This window comes from Tolypothrix campylonemoides VB511288_2, from assembly GCF_045999855.1.
Lineage (GTDB): Bacteria > Cyanobacteriota > Cyanobacteriia > Cyanobacteriales > Nostocaceae > Scytonema > Scytonema bouteillei_A.
The window spans coordinates 899,138-918,401 of record NZ_JBFPMW010000003.1 but is presented as its reverse complement, the minus strand read 5'-3'; the positions used below and the strand labels follow the sequence as shown (position 1 = coordinate 918,401).

At 41.5% G+C, this 19,264-nt stretch carries 16 protein-coding genes; 11 read left to right on the top strand and 5 right to left on the bottom strand.

The features are described 5' to 3' along the window. Positions 1-401: 401 nt before the first annotated feature. From AB0756_RS12475 to AB0756_RS12460, 4 genes are all read left to right on the top strand, one after another. On the top strand, positions 402-923 hold the full coding sequence (locus AB0756_RS12475; RefSeq protein WP_038079337.1) for a DUF1772 domain-containing protein: 522 nt from the start codon (positions 402-404) through the stop codon (positions 921-923). Between the two features lie 248 nt (positions 924-1,171). Beyond that, a complete protein-coding gene (locus AB0756_RS12470) occupies positions 1,172-1,735 on the top strand; it encodes a hypothetical protein (RefSeq protein ID WP_038079343.1) in 564 nt (187 codons plus the stop codon). Between the two features lie 80 nt (positions 1,736-1,815). After that, positions 1,816-2,457 carry a hypothetical protein gene (locus tag AB0756_RS12465; RefSeq protein WP_038079344.1) on the top strand — a complete coding sequence of 214 codons (642 nt, stop codon included), beginning with the start codon at positions 1,816-1,818 and terminating at the stop codon, positions 2,455-2,457. Between the two features lie 7 nt (positions 2,458-2,464). Further along, a complete protein-coding gene (locus AB0756_RS12460) occupies positions 2,465-3,214 on the top strand; it encodes a pentapeptide repeat-containing protein (protein WP_038079345.1) in 750 nt (249 codons plus the stop codon). Between the two features lie 128 nt (positions 3,215-3,342). Here the strand turns inward: AB0756_RS12460 and AB0756_RS12455 are convergent, their stop codons facing one another. Beyond that, positions 3,343-3,588, bottom strand: a complete 246-nt coding sequence (locus AB0756_RS12455) for a hypothetical protein (RefSeq protein ID WP_038079346.1) — start codon at positions 3,586-3,588, stop codon at positions 3,343-3,345. Positions 3,589-3,943: 355 nt separating this feature from the next. On the opposite strand from AB0756_RS12455, the gene AB0756_RS12450 reads away from it, so the two are divergent. Further along, positions 3,944-4,282 carry a hypothetical protein gene (locus AB0756_RS12450; protein WP_038079351.1) on the top strand — a complete coding sequence of 113 codons (339 nt, stop codon included), beginning with the start codon at positions 3,944-3,946 and terminating at the stop codon, positions 4,280-4,282. 664 nt (positions 4,283-4,946) lie between these two features. After that, positions 4,947-6,155 carry an XRE family transcriptional regulator gene (locus tag AB0756_RS12445; RefSeq protein WP_038079354.1) on the top strand — a complete coding sequence of 403 codons (1,209 nt, stop codon included), beginning with the start codon at positions 4,947-4,949 and terminating at the stop codon, positions 6,153-6,155. 120 nt (positions 6,156-6,275) lie between these two features. Here AB0756_RS12445 and AB0756_RS12440 read toward each other — a convergent pair whose 3' ends face one another. From AB0756_RS12440 to AB0756_RS12430, 3 genes are all read right to left on the bottom strand, one after another. Then, the gene (locus AB0756_RS12440; RefSeq protein ID WP_038079355.1) at positions 6,276-8,081 is read right to left on the bottom strand and encodes a WD40 repeat domain-containing protein; all 1,806 of its coding nucleotides are present in this window, start codon (positions 8,079-8,081) and stop codon (positions 6,276-6,278) included. A gap of 47 nt (positions 8,082-8,128) precedes the next feature. Next, on the bottom strand, positions 8,129-10,366 hold the full coding sequence (locus tag AB0756_RS12435) for a TPM domain-containing protein (RefSeq protein ID WP_063779466.1): 2,238 nt from the start codon (positions 10,364-10,366) through the stop codon (positions 8,129-8,131). Positions 10,367-10,491: 125 nt separating this feature from the next. Further along, the gene (locus tag AB0756_RS12430; RefSeq protein ID WP_050045429.1) at positions 10,492-11,754 is read right to left on the bottom strand and encodes a CHAT domain-containing protein; all 1,263 of its coding nucleotides are present in this window, start codon (positions 11,752-11,754) and stop codon (positions 10,492-10,494) included. Between the two features lie 428 nt (positions 11,755-12,182). Between AB0756_RS12430 and AB0756_RS12425 the strand changes: the two genes are divergently transcribed. From AB0756_RS12425 to AB0756_RS12405, 5 genes are all read left to right on the top strand, one after another. Next, positions 12,183-13,352 carry a n-acyl-d-glucosamine 2-epimerase gene (locus tag AB0756_RS12425; RefSeq protein WP_050045428.1) on the top strand — a complete coding sequence of 390 codons (1,170 nt, stop codon included), beginning with the start codon at positions 12,183-12,185 and terminating at the stop codon, positions 13,350-13,352. Positions 13,353-13,632: 280 nt separating this feature from the next. Then, a complete protein-coding gene (locus AB0756_RS12420; RefSeq protein ID WP_038079358.1) occupies positions 13,633-14,772 on the top strand; it encodes an HMA2 domain-containing protein in 1,140 nt (379 codons plus the stop codon). A 219-nt stretch (positions 14,773-14,991) separates the two neighbouring features. Further along, complete coding sequence (locus AB0756_RS12415; protein ID WP_038079359.1) at positions 14,992-17,256, top strand: heavy metal translocating P-type ATPase; 2,265 nt, start codon at positions 14,992-14,994, stop codon at positions 17,254-17,256. A gap of 59 nt (positions 17,257-17,315) precedes the next feature. Further along, the gene (locus tag AB0756_RS12410) at positions 17,316-17,621 is read left to right on the top strand and encodes a DUF5132 domain-containing protein (protein ID WP_038079364.1); all 306 of its coding nucleotides are present in this window, start codon (positions 17,316-17,318) and stop codon (positions 17,619-17,621) included. A gap of 257 nt (positions 17,622-17,878) precedes the next feature. After that, positions 17,879-18,433, top strand: coding sequence for an HMA2 domain-containing protein (locus AB0756_RS12405; protein ID WP_050045427.1), 555 nt, complete (start codon positions 17,879-17,881; stop codon positions 18,431-18,433). 52 nt (positions 18,434-18,485) lie between these two features. Here the strand turns inward: AB0756_RS12405 and AB0756_RS12400 are convergent, their stop codons facing one another. Then, the gene (locus tag AB0756_RS12400) at positions 18,486-19,232 is read right to left on the bottom strand and encodes an ABC transporter permease (protein WP_237265797.1); all 747 of its coding nucleotides are present in this window, start codon (positions 19,230-19,232) and stop codon (positions 18,486-18,488) included. Positions 19,233-19,264: the final 32 nt, after the last annotated feature.

Here is a 19,264-nt window from a genome sequence, read left to right as displayed (position 1 = left end):
AAAATAAAGAAAAAACACCGAGGATGCGCCCCATTGTGGCTATACAAGCTCATTCCGCGCAGGTGGGCTTTATTTGTCTAGCCTGAAAATTCTATTTTGAGAGCAATTTGTACGCATAGGAATGCTCTCAATAATTATAAGTTGCTTATCTACGTCTATGTGGAAATACGTAATAATAAAAAAAATATAATAATTCGCTACACTTATTGTCAGAGCTTTGTTTGTTTTACCTCATAACTTGTTGTATTTGTAGTATACATAGTACAAGATAAAATAGCAAGTACTGTTTGGTATGGTTGAACTGACGGCAATGTTCGGATAAACCCAATGTAGCGGCACTCACAGCAGTCGCATTGCTAGCGATCGCCTAGCAAACTTAATAAAGCAAAGGAGAATTCTCTATGCTTTTAAAAACTTGGAGTTTCATCACCATTATCCTATCTGCTCTTGTAACGGGAATGGCGCTGTGCCATGCGCTAGAACTCCCAGCCAAAATGCAATACTCTGCAACGCAATACATTGCAATTCAAAACAGCCTGTATGTCGCATTTGGACCTCCGAATATCGGCACATTCATTGAACTGGCTGCACCCCTCGCAACGATCGCCCTGACTGTTCTTGTTCGCAAAAGTCGTCCCGCTTTTCAACTTGCACTAATTGCTGTAGCATTCATGCTACTGGCATTTCCTGTCCTCTTTTTTGCATTTACAGAACCTGCAAATACAGTCATTCGTAATGCAACACCTGAAACTATTCCAGCAAACTGGGAACAACTTCGCGATCGGTGGGAATATTCACATCTAGCACGATTTTTCTGTCATTTAATTGCGTTTAGTGCGCTTGTGCTTTCTATCTTAGTGGAAACCTCTGCAGATCGCAGGCGAAGTCTTACTCAAAAACCGCTCCCAAATACTTCTTCCTAATCCACGGAATCTTCCTTGTTGAGATCTCAAATAGGACTGCTATAGAATTGCCGCAGCCATCCTAAATCCTGCATGAAAAATTTTAAGTACTGTAGAGAGGATATTGCCTACCACGTATGGCTTTTGGTAGGCAGTTCCTTATTTTTTTCTTTAAATAAAATTTATAGGTTTTTTAAAAAATTTAATATTATTTAATGAAGCGATAAATTAGTATTAACGGATACCCTATATTTTATTAGTAACTGTTTATGAGAAAACGAAATCTAAGACGTAAGAGACAAGGGTATTTGTTAGCCATAATAATAGCTTTAGGAATAAGCGGTCTATCGTTATACATTATTTTTATAACCGATATTATTAGAGCAAGAATTATCGATAGTAATAATTTAGAGAAAGCTTTTGAAATTCAAAGAGAAAAACAATTATACGATCCTAATTTTGTACCTAAAGTTGTTATCCAAAGAGGTCGTGAATCTGAGAAAGGATTTGATTTGAAATGTCTAACTTGGTCTACCAATAAAGTCGTGAGTGGTTGGACTAGAGACAAGCGAGATAGCGATTTTTTTATAGATTATTATGTACCTCCAAAAAAAGATGCCATTATTTGTGTATCTCCAGCTTTAGCAACCGCATTAACCGCTGCAACCAGCAAACCATTTGTCTATGAAGCTTACCCAACTGATTACGGTGTACGTATTCGTATCATCATTGGTGCTTCTGAAGTACGAGAAATGTGTCAGAGGTTGACAGGTGATATCAATTGTGCAAATTTTTTCCTGTCAAAAGAAGCAACTGTACGGTATGAGCCATAGCTCCCCTCTTGTGGTAGTTTAAAGTTAACTTCATATTTTGCAACATCTCACTTTAACCTTTATGACTGGAGAGAACAACCTTGGGAATAGAACTACGGAGTTTCGTATTTCTCGACAGCCTGCAGCCTCAACATGCGGCATATATGGGAGCAGTCGCTCAAGGTTTCTTGCCATTACCGGGAGATACATCATTGTGGATTGAAATTTCTCCTGGAATTGAAATTAATCGGATTACAGATGTAGCACTCAAAGCCGCTTCTGTGCGTCCTGGAGTACAAGTCGTCGAACGATTGTACGGTCTGCTAGAAGTTCATTCTGCTTCTCAAGGCGAAACACGAGCTGCGGGACAAGCTATTTTAGCGGCGCTAGGAGTCCGAAAGGAAGAATGTCTCAAACCACGGGTTGTTTCCAGCCAAATTATCCGCAACATAGATGCTTATCAAACACAACTTATCAACCGCACGCGAAAGGGGCAACTTCTACTAGCCGGACACACGCTATATGTCTTAGAAGTTGAGCCGGCTGCTTATGCTGCTCTTGCTGCAAATGAAGCCGAGAAAGCAGCATCGATTAATATCCTGGAGGTTCAAGCTGTAGGGAGCTTTGGACGTTTGTACTTGGGTGGACAAGAACGGGATATTTTAGCAGGTGCGGCGGGGGCTTTAACGGCAATAGAAAATGTAGCAGGTCGGACAAATCCTAAGGGTGGGCGTCAGGAGTAACAAGGAAATGGCAAATCAAAGGCATCTGGAGCTACTGAAAGCGGGTGCAGCAACATGGATGGAATGGCGAGAAAAATACCCTGCTGTTGAACCTGATTTGAGTGGTGCTGACCTTCAAGGGCTTGACTTGAGCAAAGTTAATTTCAGTCATGCTTCTCTTGTAGGAGTCAACCTAAGTGGTTCCGATCTCAGTGGTGCTATTTTTTATAGATCTAACCTCAGGGAAGCTACGTTAAGAGAGGCGAAATTAAGTGTTGCTAACTTGAGTGGTGCTCGATTAATACAGGCAGATCTCAGTGATGCCAATCTGATTGGCTCTGACTTAAGTGAAGCAAATTTTAAAGACGCCGCGATCGCAGACGCTAACCTAATTGGTACTGACTTAAGAGGTGCTAATTTAAGAGGTGCTGATTTGGGTAATGCAAAGCTCATTCGGACGAACCTCAGTTTTGCCAACTTAATCGCCGTCAACTTAACTGGTGCAGATCTCAGTCATGCCAATTTATATGAAGCAGAAGTGATGGGAGCTTATCTTTATAAAACTGACTTTTATAAAAGTAACCTCAGCAAAGCTCACTTAAGTGGTGCATATTTAGTCAGGGCTAATTTGAGTGAGGCTGACTTAGATCGAGCTGACTTAAGATGGGCTAACCTTAAAGGAGCAAATTTAACTAAAGCGAATCTTAGAAGCGCTAACCTGAGAGGGGCTAACTTGAGTGGAGTGAATTTTCAGGAAGCACTTATGCCGGAATCTTAACCAGTTCATACCAAATCCGTTCTTATACCTCTTAGCCCTAGCGATTGGAAATCGCGGCTATACAAACGAAGTCCGCTTGCGCGGACTAAATTATAAAGGGGGTACAAAACGCGGATTTAGTATCAATACTACTTCTGTTGATGTGCTGTAATTTCATCAAGCAAAGCCTCATCTGAATAAGAAGTTTCCCATTCACTCGGTAGTTCGAGCCGTACTGATTGAGCAGCGCCACTTGGAGTGCAGACAATCCACAATGTGTCTCGTGCTTCGTTTACCCGAGCAGCAGCTTGGTTTTCTGCCTTATCGGAAAGACCAGCATATGCTTGAACGCAACTCCAAGTAATTCCATCAGCATCGGTAACTTCTCGCGCCATTACTAGACCTCTTGTCGTTTTGCTTTGATTCGTTTATTTTCCCAAGTTTAAATTTGATATACATACCTCTAGAGTCTTAGCAGTACAAATTGGTCTATCCGCCAATATTGCAACCAAGTGATTGGCAAACAAGAACTCTGCGATCGCCATCACTACTATTCAGTGACAAAGATCACTCAATAGCGGTACCAGTAACACTACCAGTGGTGTTTATATGTTGCATTCTGGTAATAGAGGAATTACTGTAGTGCAACTAAAGTCTCAGTATTTTCTATCGTATATATGTACTAAGTAAGATTTATCTTAATTTTTTCTAGATTAATGTACTGTTAATAACATATAAAAAATTATTATTATGAATAAATATATACAAATACAACTAAAATTAAACACATTTAACTTCCTAAAGTTAAGCTTGATAGCGCTGGCAGTATTGTTTTCCTTTGGAACCTATACTCGAGCAAATGCTGAATCAGAGTCAGGAGTGGAAGTTATCTCTATTCCTCCGCAAGAAGCATATTATACGGAAGAGAAGATTGAAGACAGTTCTAGTGGCGATCGTTCTAAAGTAGAAAATAAAAATACCTCAGATAACAACAATTTCTACGTGCCAGACAATGTGGAAGATAGTCAAAATGTCAATATAGCCAATTCTTCTGTACCACGTATTCTTCCGATTCCTGCTGATAGTTAATTGAGGCTTACGGAAACGGCTAACACTGTTCTTTTTTGGAATGATTTGATAACATTCGTAGGGGCGCAAGGTCTTGCGCCCCTACGAGTCTTTTGAAAATTTTTGCAAAATTAGGTTCTAAACAGTTTTTGGTATAGTTGGGAGCTGACTTTTCACCGGATGTGGAAAAGAAGGAGTGGTTCGCATTCGTAACAAGTTAAAAGCAAGTGTCTTTTGTCAATACGTCTAAATGTAGGAATAAATTTAATAATAATAATCAATCGAAACGATAGGGGCAGAGACATTGAACAGCCGCCTCTCCCCCTCCTGTCAGTATAATCATTCTTTTCCGTAGCTATCTTTACTTAGTCTACAATTTCAGTTTTGATGCAAAAGGCTTATTAGAAGCTTATCAAGGAGGGCGGAGATTACAGCTTATTTATCTACTGAATGACTAATCTGATTTTTATAGTAAAAATATAGGCTTAATTACTGACATTGTTAATTTTGTTAGCTAAATTCATCATATAAATGGTTCCAGCATTGGAGGTCGAACCATGCCTGACGGGGATATTGTTCACGGGCTTTCAGGACTTTATCAGAAGCCATATCAAAGACTTTGTGAAGCAAAGTTTGATCTGAATGTATGTGTCTGAATAACGATACAAGGTTGAGGAAAAACATCATGGCTACCAACATCCTGAATAACATTGATCTGGGAACATTAGGAGAACTCCTACAACAAGCCCGTAAAAAATGTGGCATGACTCAGGCTGATGCAGCCAAGGTAATTGATGCTGCACGCACCACTATGATTGCAATTGAGAAAGGAGAACGCCGTCTCAAAGCCAATGAACTGATTAAACTGGCTCGTGCTTACGGACGTTCTGTGGGTGACTTTGTTCGTCCACGCCCAGTGGTGCAACCCTTTGAAGTACAGTTTCGAGCAGTTTATCAACGCAGTCAGGAAGAACAGATAGAAATTGAGGCATTCATCCTGCAATTAGAGGAATTATGCCAAAATTATTTAGAGCTTGAGAAGATTATGGACGCGCCGCTACCAAGAAACTATCCTCTTGAGTATCAGGTAGCAGATATGCCCATCAAATCTGCTGCGGAGAGTATAGCAGTGGCAGAACGTCAACGGCTCGGTTTAGGTGATGCTCCTATTCCCCAATTGCGGGACATCTTAGAGCAAGACGTTGGTTTACGTATCTTCTATTTGCAGATGCCACAAAAATTTTCAGAAGTGTATAGCTATAACGAGCAAGTAGGTGGTTGCATGGCTATCAATGCTAACCATCCAGAGGAGCGAAGACGCTGGTCAATGGCGCATGGATACCTTCATTTTTTGGCACATCGGCAAAAGCCTGAATTCCATTTTGATGGACAGTATCAAAGATTTCCCGAAAGTGAACAACTAGCGGAAACTTTCCCCAAATATTTCCTCATGCCCACAAGTAGTTTGCTTAAACGGTTCAATGATATGTACCGTACACATGGCAAATTCACCCCGACTAATTTATTTACACTAGCGCATTACTATGGAGTGTCCGTAGAAGCATTAGTTTATCGGTTAGAGGAAATGGAACTTTTACAGTCAGGAACTTGGGATAAATTGCAATATCGGGGTTTAAAAGTCAGAAAGGTACAGGAGGAACTGGGTTTAGAACAGATTCCGCAAAGGATTGATATGATGCCTTTGCACTATCAACATCTAGCAATTGAAGCACTAGATCGAGGTTTAATTACAGAAGGACGTTTTGCTGAATTTCTCCATGTTGACCGCTTAGAAGCTCGCCGCATCGCAGAAGCATTACGGAAGTATTCAAGCGGAATGATGGAGGAAGACACAGATTTTGATTTGCGTCAAATCCAAACAGGTGAGAAGTGAAGACAGTTTATGCAAATTACTCACTCTTACATTCTGCTTGATGCTTGTTGCGTTCTCAACCTTTGTGCGTCGGGTCAATTTTTAGCTCTCAGGGCAATTGACACTCTTTGGGATGCTCCCTTAAACAAGGGCCAAATAATTCCACAGTTGAACGATGCATGACCCCTGCCTCCGCTCAAACATATCGGCCATCGAATGTGTACACAAAGTAGCTAAATCACGGGACAGTTTTAATTGAATAACTGCCAATTTTCCAGGTAGTTCCAATAAAACTTTAGATTCTCCAGTTGCTAAATTCAGAGATTTTACTTTACCTTCTAGTCCGCAAGAGAGTAAAACGTTGCGCTGCCAGTCAAAAGCAATATCATAAGTTCTTGCCATTCTGTTAGGTGGATCGCCAAAAGTAACGACTTCACTAGAAGAAGCGACGACAGGGAGTGGCAATTTCGTCTTTGAAGAGAAAATTTCATTCCACTCAAATACTCGTACTCCTTGAGCCATTGCACAGAACAACCAACGCCCATCCGGGCTAAAGTCCATTTTGACAATGATATCGCTGTCATGAAAAGCATTTACCCCTTCACCTCGTTCGACACTCGCCCGCCATGCTTTCTTATCTAATGCTGCAGTTGATAAGACTTTAATGACTTTTTGAGTATTCAAATCAACAATAGCTAATTTTGATTCTCGCTCATCAGCCACTAGGTAGCGTCCGTTCGGATGAATTGCAATTTTAGATCCATGCCCAACTTTAATTGCTGCAATATCTTGTGAATTTTTGATAGAACTAAGGATAATCTCATCCCGCAAACGGCTGATAAGTATTTCCTCATTAGCACTTAATTGAACAATGTCAGTAGCTCGACTAAGAGGAATCATTTTGAGCAATTGTTTTTTTTCTAAGTCAAATACAGCTGCTTGCAAAGATTCACTTACATGACCTACGGTCAAAAACTTTCCAGATGGACTAACTTGCATCACATAAGCATTTTGTTCTAGTGGCAGCTCAATATTTTTTGGCTCATTATTCCAAGGAGCAGTATAGTGTTTTATTTCCAGAGGTTGATTCCACAGTCCACACCAACCTATAAAAAATCCATCCATCGGATCGGGAACAGAAATTGGTTCCTGTAAAAATTGCCCCTTTGGTGTAGGACGGGAGATTGTCAATAATAAGAGCCCCGATCTATTTAATTGAGTGAATACTTCATCTATCTTGGCTTTTTCTCTCTCCTTATGCGCTAATTCAATAGAGAGGTCTGGAACATGAATGAATTCTTCTCGGCGTTCAATATTTTCATCTTCCCCATCTTGAAGATATTCATAGCAAGTTGCAGCATTACTGATATTTAAAAGTTGGGCAAAGCTAGAAAATTGTATTGCTGCTGCAAAGCTTTTATCATCGATTAACTCTCTCATATCGGGATACTTTGAAAGATTTTGTAACCTTTGCAATAGTTCTAGGCTTCTTGGAGAGAGTTCTTCACCATCTTTTAGAAAGGGAATTTTCAAAAGTTCAGAAATATGTTCAATAGTTGTTTGATTGTTGGGGAGTTCAGCGAGTAAATCAGTAAATACTTCCGGCTTACCAGTTAATCTTAATTTTTCTTCTCTAGATATAGTTCCAAAATATTCTGGTGAGGAACTATATGTATCCATTAACTGATGTTTTCTATAATATTCGTAATAAAAAAAATCATCATGGTAAAGAATCAGATTAAGCAAATGACCGGAAAATTGCTTTGCGAGAACTGAAACAACTATAGGATTTTGCCCTTTTTCTGAAGAATAAACACTAATCCAACCGTTAATACATGGAGAAATTAAAAATTTTAGTTTTTCTTGTGCAGCCAGCTTTTTTACAATTTCTGTAATTTGCTCTGTTTGAGTTGAGCGAATGTGAATAGAACCGTAAAAGCTGCCCATATAAATTTTTAAAAGCTAAGTGGCTAACAAAGTTTTAACAAATATGTTTACCAACTGCCACCTCCACCTCCGCCATCACTCATTCCACCACCAAAATCGCTACCGCTACTGTAGCTTCCGCCAGAGTCACTACCCCAACTGCTGCTAGATTCACTACTCCAACTGCTGCTAGATTCACTACTACTGTAGCTATCTCCAAAGTCAGTACTCCAGCTTTCCTCAGAATCAGCAACAGAAACATCTGATTCTACTGCCGAACGAGATGATTTTGCTCTAGAACCTGTACTGCTTGTGTAAGTACGAATGTGTATTGTTGTTTCAGTCAGTTCTGGGTAGCAGGTAGCACAGTACCAACCAATTCGTTCTGTTTTATGAGATTGGGATGTTGCAGGGCTACCGCTTTTCGATCGCACTAAATCTCCCAGTATCAGATAAGGTCTTAGTTGTTTACCTCTAATTGCGGTCATTGGATTGCGACAGTTAGCACAGTGAACGGGACAATGTTTTTGTTCTGCAACACCATGCGATCGCCCTTGAGGCAAAATAAGAAGCGCATTCTTAGGAAGTTCCAGTGGCGGAATAGTTTCCTGGATATCGTTAGTGTATCCGCAACAATGGCACTCTTGTCTGACTCCACATTTACCTGCTTGCGTCCAAGTAGGCTCTTGTAGAACCTTTGAAGAACTTCGGACAACTGTTAACTCTTGGCAATTTGAGCAATTATCAAAAGAATTTTTGAAGGCAAAAGATGAATGTTGGTCTTGAATGTATGACTGTAAGTAAATTCCAGGTGGTGATAAGTGAGGTTGACATTTCGAGCACAACCAACCTTCAAAAGTGACACTACCTAGTTTTGCCGCTACCTGTTCTGCAGGTGTGAGGTACGTTGACAGCTTGTTCTTTGGAATAGGTTTCATGAGTTTGTGACAGCGATCGCACTGATATGTGGGACGAAAACTAAATCTTTTCCCTAACTGTTGAATTATCGGTATTATTCCCCAGAAAGCACGAGCATTTTGCACGGCAAACAGTTGCAAGGCAAACGGCACAGATGCTGTAGGTAATAAAGATGCGTTTTCCAAACTTGCATCGATTGCTCCTAGGGAGAAAAACATAACAATTGCTAACACCGTCATCCCTGTTAGAACCCAAAGGGACGAGCCAATCTCTTTTCGATCTCTAAAGATATTTATGCAGATAGCACCTGAAATTGAAGCTAAAGCCATCGCCCCACAAACTAATGGGAAGGGAAAGAATACAACAGCAGTCACTATAGTGAAAAAAAGACTAAATATTTTGGCTTGCCTGTATGGTAAAAAGTACAACAGACAAAGCCAAATGGCTTCCCCAAGTACAATTGCAGAATCCAGCCTACCTGCTTGATGTTCCTTTACAATCTGCCATCCCAAGCTATAAAATAGAGCAAATATTAAATTAACAAAGCTAATCACTAACAACCATTGACCTAGAGATGGCACCTCTGATGGCTGTGATAGAGACTGTGACTGACTGTGTTCGATGGCGCTAAAGCGCGATCGCCCGTCTGGTGGTTTAACTCCTAGAATTCGAGGATGACGGCTAAGTAGGAACAATCTACCCCCAAACCCAATAAATCCAACCCAACCCAAGCTCCCGACAATCCAAATATATCCAGGAACAGCAGGTAAATTGTTTTGATGTGAGTTAGATTGGGGGTGCGATAGATTTGTATGGGATATTTCTGCTAGTGTTGTGACAAGATTTTCTGTTCCCTTTAAAATCCCGGCTTCTGGATCTCCTTGTTGAAAACGGGGAATAATATCAGTTTCAATAATCTGTTGAATTTTGCGATCGCTCAGGCTTTTCTGCAAACCAGAACCCCTTTCAATTTCAACACGGCGATCTCGTGTTGATATCAAAAACAATACACCATTATTCTTATTTTTTTTGCCAATTCCCCAAGTATTGAATAACTCAGTTGCGAAAGCCTTAGGAGAAGTAGCAGGCTGAGTCTCCAAAACGGTTACTACCGCTATTTCAGTACTATTTTTGGCCTCTAAGTTAGAAATCATTGTGTTCAGTTGTACTTCTGCTTCGGGGCTGAGGATATTTGCCATATCCGTCACCCAACCTCCATATTGCTGTCGGGGATTGGGAATATCCTGTATTTGTAGTGCGTAGCTGACTGGAGGATATAGGATGAGGAACAAGCACAACGTACCGATCCAAAGAATTGGCTTAAGAGATTTAACTAACAATTTTTTTAACTCTTCTGTTGCAACTACTTTAGCTATTAAAGAATACAAATCTAAATAGAAGATTTACTGAAATCTCTGATAAATGAAAAGCAGTAGTTTGCCCGACCTCGTTCCCATGCTCCGCCTGGGAATACCTTCAAGCGAGGCTCCGCCGCCTGTTGTATCTAGAGTATTTATATCAAGGGTCTACCCCGATGAATTGGGTGATGAAGCAGATATAGTATTGTGCTTCCGGTAATAACTCCAAAGACGAGTCCTCCAACAATAGCTCCCGTAATCCAATCTACATTTCGACTTACTATCACGCCTGAGACAATACTAACGGCTGTACCGAGCGGATTAAACACAATCCACCAGTTTGCTTTAGTACTGAGTTCTCTCAACACAAACCATTGAGCTAGAGCCAGTACCACTCCAAATAAAATTGCTCCTAAAAGTACACGCAATATCAGAAATGAAATTTCATTTTGGAATAGAGCCGGAAATTTATCTGTATATTCGATTCTTGCGATCGCTTGCTGTATTAAAGAACCACCTATAGCCCAACCAATCACCCAACCAATAGGTGTTGCCAATAGCCACCAGAAGATTTTAGCAATTCGTTTTCTAAGTCCCCACCATTGGGCTACACCAGTTACAATTCCTCCAACTACAATACCAAAAAAAGCACTTCCAATACCATGAATACTAGTAATAAAACTTATAGCACTACCTATAGAAGTAAATAATATCCATTGCAGCCAAAATACTTTCTCTGTCACTAAGATAACAGTAAAAAATTCTTGTAAATTTCGATTAAAACCGATTCGAGAAGGATGACTTGAGTTAGCTTGGGGTTCATATCTGTTGGGCTTGCTCTCTGTCTTATTTTTTGATTCTTGTTTGTAGAGAACTGGGATTAAGTCTTTTTGAATATTTTCTAATTGTATTTCTACGCAAGCAAACTCGTAAGCATCCTCGAATGAACGCCCTGCTCCTAACGCTCTATAAAAACCGACAGCAAATGTAATTCCAGCTTGGTCTCCAATAGCTTGACTCATGCCAATAACATAAGGAATATGCTCGGCAATAACTCTTGCTTGAGCTTTTGAATAGCAAGCATTCAAAACTACACACTTCACCTGCTTATTGACTAACTTAAACAGATTAGCTAGTGCAACAGTTTGTACGGGTTGAGTTTGTCCTAAAACATTTTCAAAACACAGTTCTCCCGTATTTATACCATGTCCGGAGAAGTGAACAATCTGAGGTTCAGTATCAAAAATTGCTTGAGTAACGTCTCCCGGACGCACAGATTCCCGAGATTCTAAGACAAAATTGTCTCGTTGTTTGGAGAGTTGAAGCTTTTCGCGAATATTACGTAACTCTTGCCCTAACCGGAGTCGAGTAGAGTCACTAGGATCGGCTGCTAGGAATAGAATTTTTACCTTATCCATTAGAGAATTAACACAAAGTTTAATGTCCTTACGTATAGATGCTCCATCACTCACCTTGCAACTACGTTCTTAATCGATGATTTAGTAAGGTAATTATATTAGTATACGCAAAAAGTATGTTTTTGGTTGAGAGCATCCGAATTTGGAAAAAACATACTTGTGATTGAAATCACGCCTATACAGACTAAGTCCGCCTGCGCGGACTTATTTAAAGCCTGCGTAGGCAGGCTTTCTTTGTATAGACCCAGAATTCTATTCTGAGGGTAAATAGCAAATTTGGGATGCTCCCTTTTGGTTTCCGTGTATAAAACCTTTAACAAACCTGCTAAGAATTTTTAAAGGAAGAGGAATGACTTCTGCACTTGTCGTTCTTTCGTCAGAAGGTGATAATTAACGCTGTTAGATGTGGTGCATGGAGAAGGATATTTATGGAGCACAACTTTCAAGAGCTAGCCGAACTTTATAAAAATGCTCTCTTCAACGATGTACTTCCATTTTGGGAAAAATATTCGATTGACCGAGAGTACGGCGGTTATTTTACCTGCATCGATCGCTTTGGAAAAGTTTACGACACCGATAAGTTTATCTGGCTGCAAAACCGTCAGGTATGGACTTTTTCCAAATTGTACAACCAGCTAGAAAAGCGAGAATCCTGGTTGAACATTGCCAGCAATGGTGCTCGTTTTCTTGCTCAACACGGTCGGGATGATGATGGTAACTGGTACTTTGCGCTGACCCGTGAAGGAAATCCTTTAGTTCAGCCTTACAATATCTTTTCTGATTGCTTTGCAGCAATGGCTTTTAGTCAATATGCTCTTGCCTCTGGTGAAGATTGGGCAAAAGATGTGGCTGTGCAAGCTTACAATAATGTTTTACGCCGTAAGGACAACCCCAAGGGTAAGTATAACAAGACATATCCGGGTACGCGATCGCTCAAATCTTTGGCAGTACCCATGATATTAGCTAATCTCACTCTAGAAATGGAATGGTTGCTGCCAAGCGAAACTCTAGAGAACGTGCTTAACTCTACTGTTCGGGAAGTAATAACCGACTTTCTAGACTCACAACGGGGACTTATGTATGAAAATATTGCTCCCGATGGTTCCCATGTAGATTCTTTTGATGGTCGTCTAATTAATCCCGGTCACGGGATAGAAGCGATGTGGTTCATTATGGATATTGCCCATCGGCGCAACGACATAACAGTCATTAACCAAGCTGTGGATGTCGTGCTAAACATCCTTAACTTTGCTTGGGACTCTGAATACGGGGGATTGTATTATTTTATGGATGCAGATGGTCATCCCCCACAACAGTTGGAATGGGATCAAAAACTGTGGTGGGTGCATTTGGAGTCTTTGGTTGCACTGGTTATGGGTTATCGCCTGACGGGACGTGAGACATGTTGGGAGTGGTACCAAAAAATGCACGATTACACCTGGTCGCATTTTGCCGATCCAGAATATGGTGAGTGGTTTGGCTACCTCAACCGTCGAGGAGAAGTCCTGTTAAACCTCAAAGGTGGCAAGTGGAAAGGCTGTTTCCACGTACCCCGTGCTTTATACCTTTGCTGGCAGCAGTTTGAAGCTTTGCTCTGAACTTAGCATGAGTATCGTTTATGGTTATGTTTAATAAAACCAATCTTAAAAAAACTGCTCTAACAGTGGCACTTACCCGAATAAAGTTGTATATTTTGGAAATTATTCTTATAAAGGATAATGAGTAAAAATTTGTACTCGCGCAAGCTGGGGGTATAAGAGGGGCAGTATTTAACAATACTTAAAGATAAATAATTCTGAAGAATGACCACTTACTCAAATTTTTAGGTTACATTTAACCTAATGTTAACCTCTTGGCTGGATTAGGCTATCGGGTATAATGACCAAAACGAAAAGTAGTCGCAAGAGATTAAGTCCTGGGTTGCAAAAATCTGATGACTTAGTCTCTTCTCATCTGAAAGGCGATGAAGTGAAGAAAGATACAGAACAATCTGTTGGACAGTCAACAGAGCAATTGTCTTTAGACGAGTTGCAAATTATCCATGCAACATCAGGGCGTGTTCGAGTCCGTGCTATTGACGGGGGCAATAACTCAAAACTTGACACTATCTGCCAAAGTTTACATCGGCGAGATGGTATCAAGGAAGTTTATGTCAATGAGCGAACGGGCAGTTTGGTCATTAACTTTGATGAGCAGAGGCTGTCTTTGTCCCAAGTAATGGAGTTGCTCCAGTCATTTGGTGTAGAGCAGCCGTCTCACCATGAAAGCAAGACAGACCCTTTTGCTGCTTGGAAATCTCTAGATTTCTGGAAAGAACAGGGAATTTCGTTTATTCCCTTGTTTGCCGGATTAGCGGTCACCAGAAGGTTGGGGATCGTGGGTTTTGCTGCATTTCCTGTATACTTCATTACAGCAAATGCAACCCGTCGTGTCATAAGCTATGTAGAATCACAATTTTCAGCAGCAGAAAAAAGCCCATCTTCAAAAGATGGAGATAATACTGCAGTAAAACTCAATAAACTCGACCAATCGTTGTTATCAGAAGTGGAGCAAACATCTACAAACAGAGCAGCCCAGTCTGCAAAAATTACTTACAATGTCGTTCATGCCATTCCGGGACGCATCAGGTTTAATGTACCCCGCGTTGCTCGCGATCGCGCCTATGCTAAGCGACTTGAGAGATTGCTGAAGACAGACTCTTACGTGACGACTGTGCGAGTGAGTTGCGATGCGGCTTCGGTTGCTATTGGCTACGGAAATAGTCAAATACCAGTTTCTTACTGGGCGAATTTGATGCAGTTGGCTGATGAGACAATCCCGCAAACAGCTCCTGTAAAGACTCCAATTGAGCAACAACTTCCAGAACCACAGCAGCAGTCTACCCAATCGACACTATCCATAAGGACAAACGAGGAAGGAGTTTTGGAAGTCGTCGGTCTGTGGTCTGATTATAAAACTCCAGCTCTATCTGCAGCGCTATCCTTCATGGCTAACTTTCCATTAGATATGGTTTCATAAGAGTTTTGGAACGAATCATATTAAAGTGTTTGGTTAGTTAGAACTGTGGCTAGCAGGAACCAATTCTTAGAGCCTGGAAAAGAAGCGAAAATTTTGCAAAAATTCTATACTGACGGTACCGGAAGGGGAAGAAATATCTTCCTCCTATGAGTGTCCCGTTGAGTAGGCTCTAGAAAATCAAAAAGTTGAACGTCTTTATTTTTTTATGCGAGCGAAGAAATGGCAGAACTTAGTGTGCAAATACCAACCTCCAGATTTCATCTTGCTGAAGTAGCGCTACCTGAAAGAAATGGGAAAGCTGCTTTAAAAGAGAAAAATGGACACGCACCAACTCAGATTTCCAAAGTCCAGCACAATGTGGTGCATGCAGTTCCGGGACGGTTGAGGTTGCGAGTACCTCGCCTCCGTTATGATAAGGATTACGCACAGCGCCTCCAATCCTTGTTAGAAGCTGACGCCCTGTTTTCAAGTGTACGTATTAAGCCTACAGCGTCTTCACTAGCAGTAACTTATAAAATTGGTAAAGCCACGGAAGGCAAAATCCGATCGCATCTAAGTTATTTGCTTCAAGCAGCGAGTGACGTTATTGTTCTCAAGCCTTCCACTTTAAAAAAAGCTGCTGAAAGCGAGACAGAAAAACCTTGGCCTGGGATGCAACTCTCAGCTTTGACAACAGTTTTAGCCGTGCTAGCAGGACCTTTTGGGCTACCGATTCCACCCCTGATGATAGCAGCGACTATAGCAGTTACGACATTGCCTGTAGTCCAACGAGCTTGGGAAGGAATTACGGTAGAAAAGAAATTCAATATTGACTTTCTGGATTTTATGGCGATCGCCATCACAACGCTTCAAGGTCAATTTCTGACACCTGCACTCATGCTGGGGTTGATTGAAATTGGCGAGAATATACGCGATCGCACGGCTCGCTCGTCTGCCCAACAAACCTTAGATCTGTTAAGTTCCCTCGGACAGTTCGCCTGGATAGAACGTGATGGAGAGAAAGTCCAAATCCCCATCCAAGACGTGCAAAAAGGGGATACGGTAATCGTTTATCCCGGCGAACAAGTACCTGTTGATGGTACCATCGTGCGTGGAAAAGCATTACTAGACGAGCAAAAACTGACTGGAGAATCCATGCCAGTCTTAAAGAAGAAAGGACAAACCGTCTATGCTTCAACCCTAGTGAGGGAGGGACGAGTTTATATCCTGACAGAGCGGGTCGGTAACGACACTTGTGCTGGACAGAGCATTCAATTAATGCAACAAGCACCCGTTCACGATACCCGAATGGAAAACTACGCTGCAAAAATTGCCCAGAAAGCTGTATTGCCAACTTTACTACTGGGTGGGATTGTGTTTGCCACAACTCGCAACCCAGCAAGAGCCGCCAGCGTCTTAACCCTTGACTTTGCAACTGGAATCAGGGTATCGGTACCAACCACTGTTTTAGCAGCATTAACTTATGCAGCACGACGGGGCGTTCTCATTCGCAGCGGAAGGGCATTGGAAAAACTTGCAGAGATAGATACTGTTGTTTTTGATAAGACAGGCACTTTGACCAGAGGTGAAGCTACTGTCGTTCATGTAGAAAGTCTCAACCCAAATACTTCACCAACACGAGTACTGCAACTAGCAGCTGCAGCCGAACAACGTCTGACCCATCCAGTAGCAGAAGCGATCGTGCGCTATGCAGAAGAACAGAAAATCGAAATTCCTGCCCGTGGCAAGTGGGACTATCAACTTGGTTTGGGTGTACGGGCAGAGATTGATGGAGAAACCGTTTATGTTGGTAGCGAGCGCCTTCTAGAACAAGTTGGCATTGCAATGGAACAGCTTGACGGCAACGAAAAGAAAGCAACCTCAACAATTTATGTAGCAAGCAACGGTCAACTGCAAGGTATAATAAAATATAGTGACGTACTCCGTTCAGAAAGTCGGGAAGTTATTGCAAAACTGTTAACAGTCGAAGGTGTGGAGGTCCACATGCTAACTGGAGATAACAGGCAGACCGCTAGCGTTGTTGCTGCTGAACTTGGTATTGCCCCAACCCATACCCATGCAGAAGCTTTTCCCGAGCAGAAAGCAACAGTTGTCCGCGAACTACACGAACAAGGGAAAACAGTTGCGTTTGTTGGCGATGGTATCAATGATTCGCCCGCTTTAGCATACGCTGATGTTTCTGTTTCTTTTGCCAATGGCTCTGACATTGCCCGTGAAACAGCAGATGTAGTACTGATGCAGAATGACCTGCACGGTTTGCTAGAGGGAATTGAGATTGCTCGTAAAGCCAAGCAGCTCATTCAGCAAAATACAGCTATGATTGCTGTTCCCAATTTAGCCGCCTTAGTCGTGGCAGTTTTATTTGGTCTTAACCCCCTAGCAGCAACGATGGTGAACAACGGTTCGACAGTTGTTGCAGGAGTTAACGGTTTGCGTCCAATTTTGAGAAGTCGCGACCGCAAAACTCTCCCCGCAGCTAGATGAGATGGTTGTGGTAACAAGAGTACCTTAGTGTGTTTTACTAATTCCTGGAGGAAATAATCATGGCACCAAAAATTACTGATTTTGTTGAAGACGCAGGCGCACCCGGAATCATCGCCGGTATTGGTGCAGTCCTTCTTGCACCTGTCGTTATTCCTGTCGTTGCTGGAATTGGTAAGCCAATAGCCAAGTCTATTATTAAGAGTGGACTTGTTCTTTTTGAAAAAAGCAAAGGCGCTGTTGCAGAACTCGGCGAAAGCTGGGAAGACATGGTTGCTGAAGCAAGAGCAGAACTAGCTGAAGGCAGACAATTGCCAGCAGTTGATGTTGCAGGAACATCAGTTGATAATTCTGATAACGGTTTGTAAGTACCCCATCCCCAACTCTACTCGGTTGAGGGAGAAGGAAACCAGAGCGCTGACCTTTATACCCTCATTCCCATCTCGCCATCGCCACTTGGGAATGTTTTCACCCTTACCCCCTCGTTCCCAGGCTCCGCCTGGGAATGTCTTAGTCAAGGCTCCGCCTCCCCCAATTTTTTGCCTGTTAATTTGCTTGTTAAAAAGCCCTCCATGTATTGGGAAAAAAGAAATTGAATAACAACGGTTACACTCATCTAACTGAAATGCCAAAAATAATCCAAGAAGAATGTAGGAAAAAATCTACATCTCAACCCATATATACAAAAGTTGTCAGTTCTACTCCAGGGCGATTGCGTTTGAGAGTAGCCTCTCGCTACCGTCAATCGGGAGATATAGAGCGCATTGCAAACGCCTTACAAGCTCAACCAAATATTAATCAAGTCAGAACTAATATTCAAAATGGCAGTATCGTTATACAGCACGATACACAAGATGACAGCTTTGAAAATGTTCTCGCAACTTTAAAAGATTTAGGCATTATATTTGGTGATATAGCAGTAGGAAAATCTGAGGCTGCAGCAGGGGTATCTGATGCTGTGGTGGACTTGAATAAGCGGGTGAGAAAAGCAACAAATAACTCTGTTGATTTGCGATTCCTTTTTCCTTTAGGTTTGGGCATTCTTTCCATTCGGAAATTACTTGTGAGCGGGCTACAGTTCGAGATTATTCCCTGGTATGTATTGGCATGGTACGCCTTTGATAGCTTTATTAAACTCCACGGGATGACCCAGCACTCAACAAACGAGTCAGAAAATTAAGATAATTTTCCTGAGAAGTAGACAAAAATGGCTAATGGCTAATGGCTAATGGCTAACTACCAGTGGAACAATAGTATCGTTCTCCTAATTTCCATAGCTTCAAAGAAACGATCAGAAAAAGAATACCTGCTAGTGGCGAGACGTAACAAAACCATAAAGGTATTAAAAAAGCACGTTCTTTTTCCAGCACTGCTACCAAAGGAAAATAGCTGACACAACCAAAGGGTATCAAGAAAGTAAAGAATCGCTGAAACCACTTGCCATAAATTGAAAGAGGATACTGAGCAGTTTCCACTCCTCCATAAGTGAGGATATTCATAATTTCAAGAGACTCAATAGTCCAAAAGGTAAGCGTTGCTTGTATGATAACAATGCCAACAAAGAGTGCAACACTGCCAATAAATGAAGAGCCTAAAAGCCACAATGTTTTCACAGTAAAAGGAATATGGAGAGTTGAAAGCGACCACCCCATGACTACCAATCCTTGAGAAAATCGTCCTATTCGTTTCAAGGTAAATTCCATTCCTAAAAGTTGAAGTACGGTTGTGCGCGGACGCAGAAGCAAACGGTCGAAGTCACCGTTTTTAATGATTTTTGTGAAGGAATCAAATCCCCGTCCGAGAGCATCAGCACAGGCAAAAGAAATATTAATCGTGCCATAAAATAAAGCAATTTCGGCAAGAGTCCACGTACCAATACTGTTAAAACGAGTAAAAAGCGCCCATATTCCCAAAAATTCAATAACAGTTCCTAAAAATTGCCCTAAGACTTGAAGCCAGAAGGAAACTTTATACTGCATTTGCGACTTAAAAGATACAGAGATATATCGAA

Bases quoted from the DNA above. Each gene is read 5' to 3' on its own strand.
- AB0756_RS12475 (WP_038079337.1), top strand. From the start codon at position 402: ATGCTTTTAAAAACTTGGAGTTTCATCACCATTATCCTATCTGCTCTT.
- AB0756_RS12470 (WP_038079343.1), top strand. From the start codon at position 1,172: ATGAGAAAACGAAATCTAAGACGTAAGAGACAAGGGTATTTGTTAGCC.
- AB0756_RS12460 (WP_038079345.1), top strand. From the start codon at position 2,465: ATGGCAAATCAAAGGCATCTGGAGCTACTGAAAGCGGGTGCAGCAACA.
- AB0756_RS12455 (WP_038079346.1), bottom strand. From the start codon at position 3,588: ATGGCGCGAGAAGTTACCGATGCTGATGGAATTACTTGGAGTTGCGTT.
- AB0756_RS12450 (WP_038079351.1), top strand. From the start codon at position 3,944: ATGAATAAATATATACAAATACAACTAAAATTAAACACATTTAACTTC.
- AB0756_RS12445 (WP_038079354.1), top strand. From the start codon at position 4,947: ATGGCTACCAACATCCTGAATAACATTGATCTGGGAACATTAGGAGAA.
- AB0756_RS12440 (WP_038079355.1), bottom strand. From the start codon at position 8,081: ATGGGCAGCTTTTACGGTTCTATTCACATTCGCTCAACTCAAACAGAG.
- AB0756_RS12430 (WP_050045429.1), bottom strand. From the start codon at position 11,754: ATGGATAAGGTAAAAATTCTATTCCTAGCAGCCGATCCTAGTGACTCT.
- AB0756_RS12425 (WP_050045428.1), top strand. From the start codon at position 12,183: ATGGAGCACAACTTTCAAGAGCTAGCCGAACTTTATAAAAATGCTCTC.
- AB0756_RS12420 (WP_038079358.1), top strand. From the start codon at position 13,633: ATGACCAAAACGAAAAGTAGTCGCAAGAGATTAAGTCCTGGGTTGCAA.
- AB0756_RS12415 (WP_038079359.1), top strand. From the start codon at position 14,992: ATGGCAGAACTTAGTGTGCAAATACCAACCTCCAGATTTCATCTTGCT.
- AB0756_RS12410 (WP_038079364.1), top strand. From the start codon at position 17,316: ATGGCACCAAAAATTACTGATTTTGTTGAAGACGCAGGCGCACCCGGA.
- AB0756_RS12405 (WP_050045427.1), top strand. From the start codon at position 17,879: ATGCCAAAAATAATCCAAGAAGAATGTAGGAAAAAATCTACATCTCAA.
- AB0756_RS12400 (WP_237265797.1), bottom strand. From the start codon at position 19,232: ATGCAGTATAAAGTTTCCTTCTGGCTTCAAGTCTTAGGGCAATTTTTA.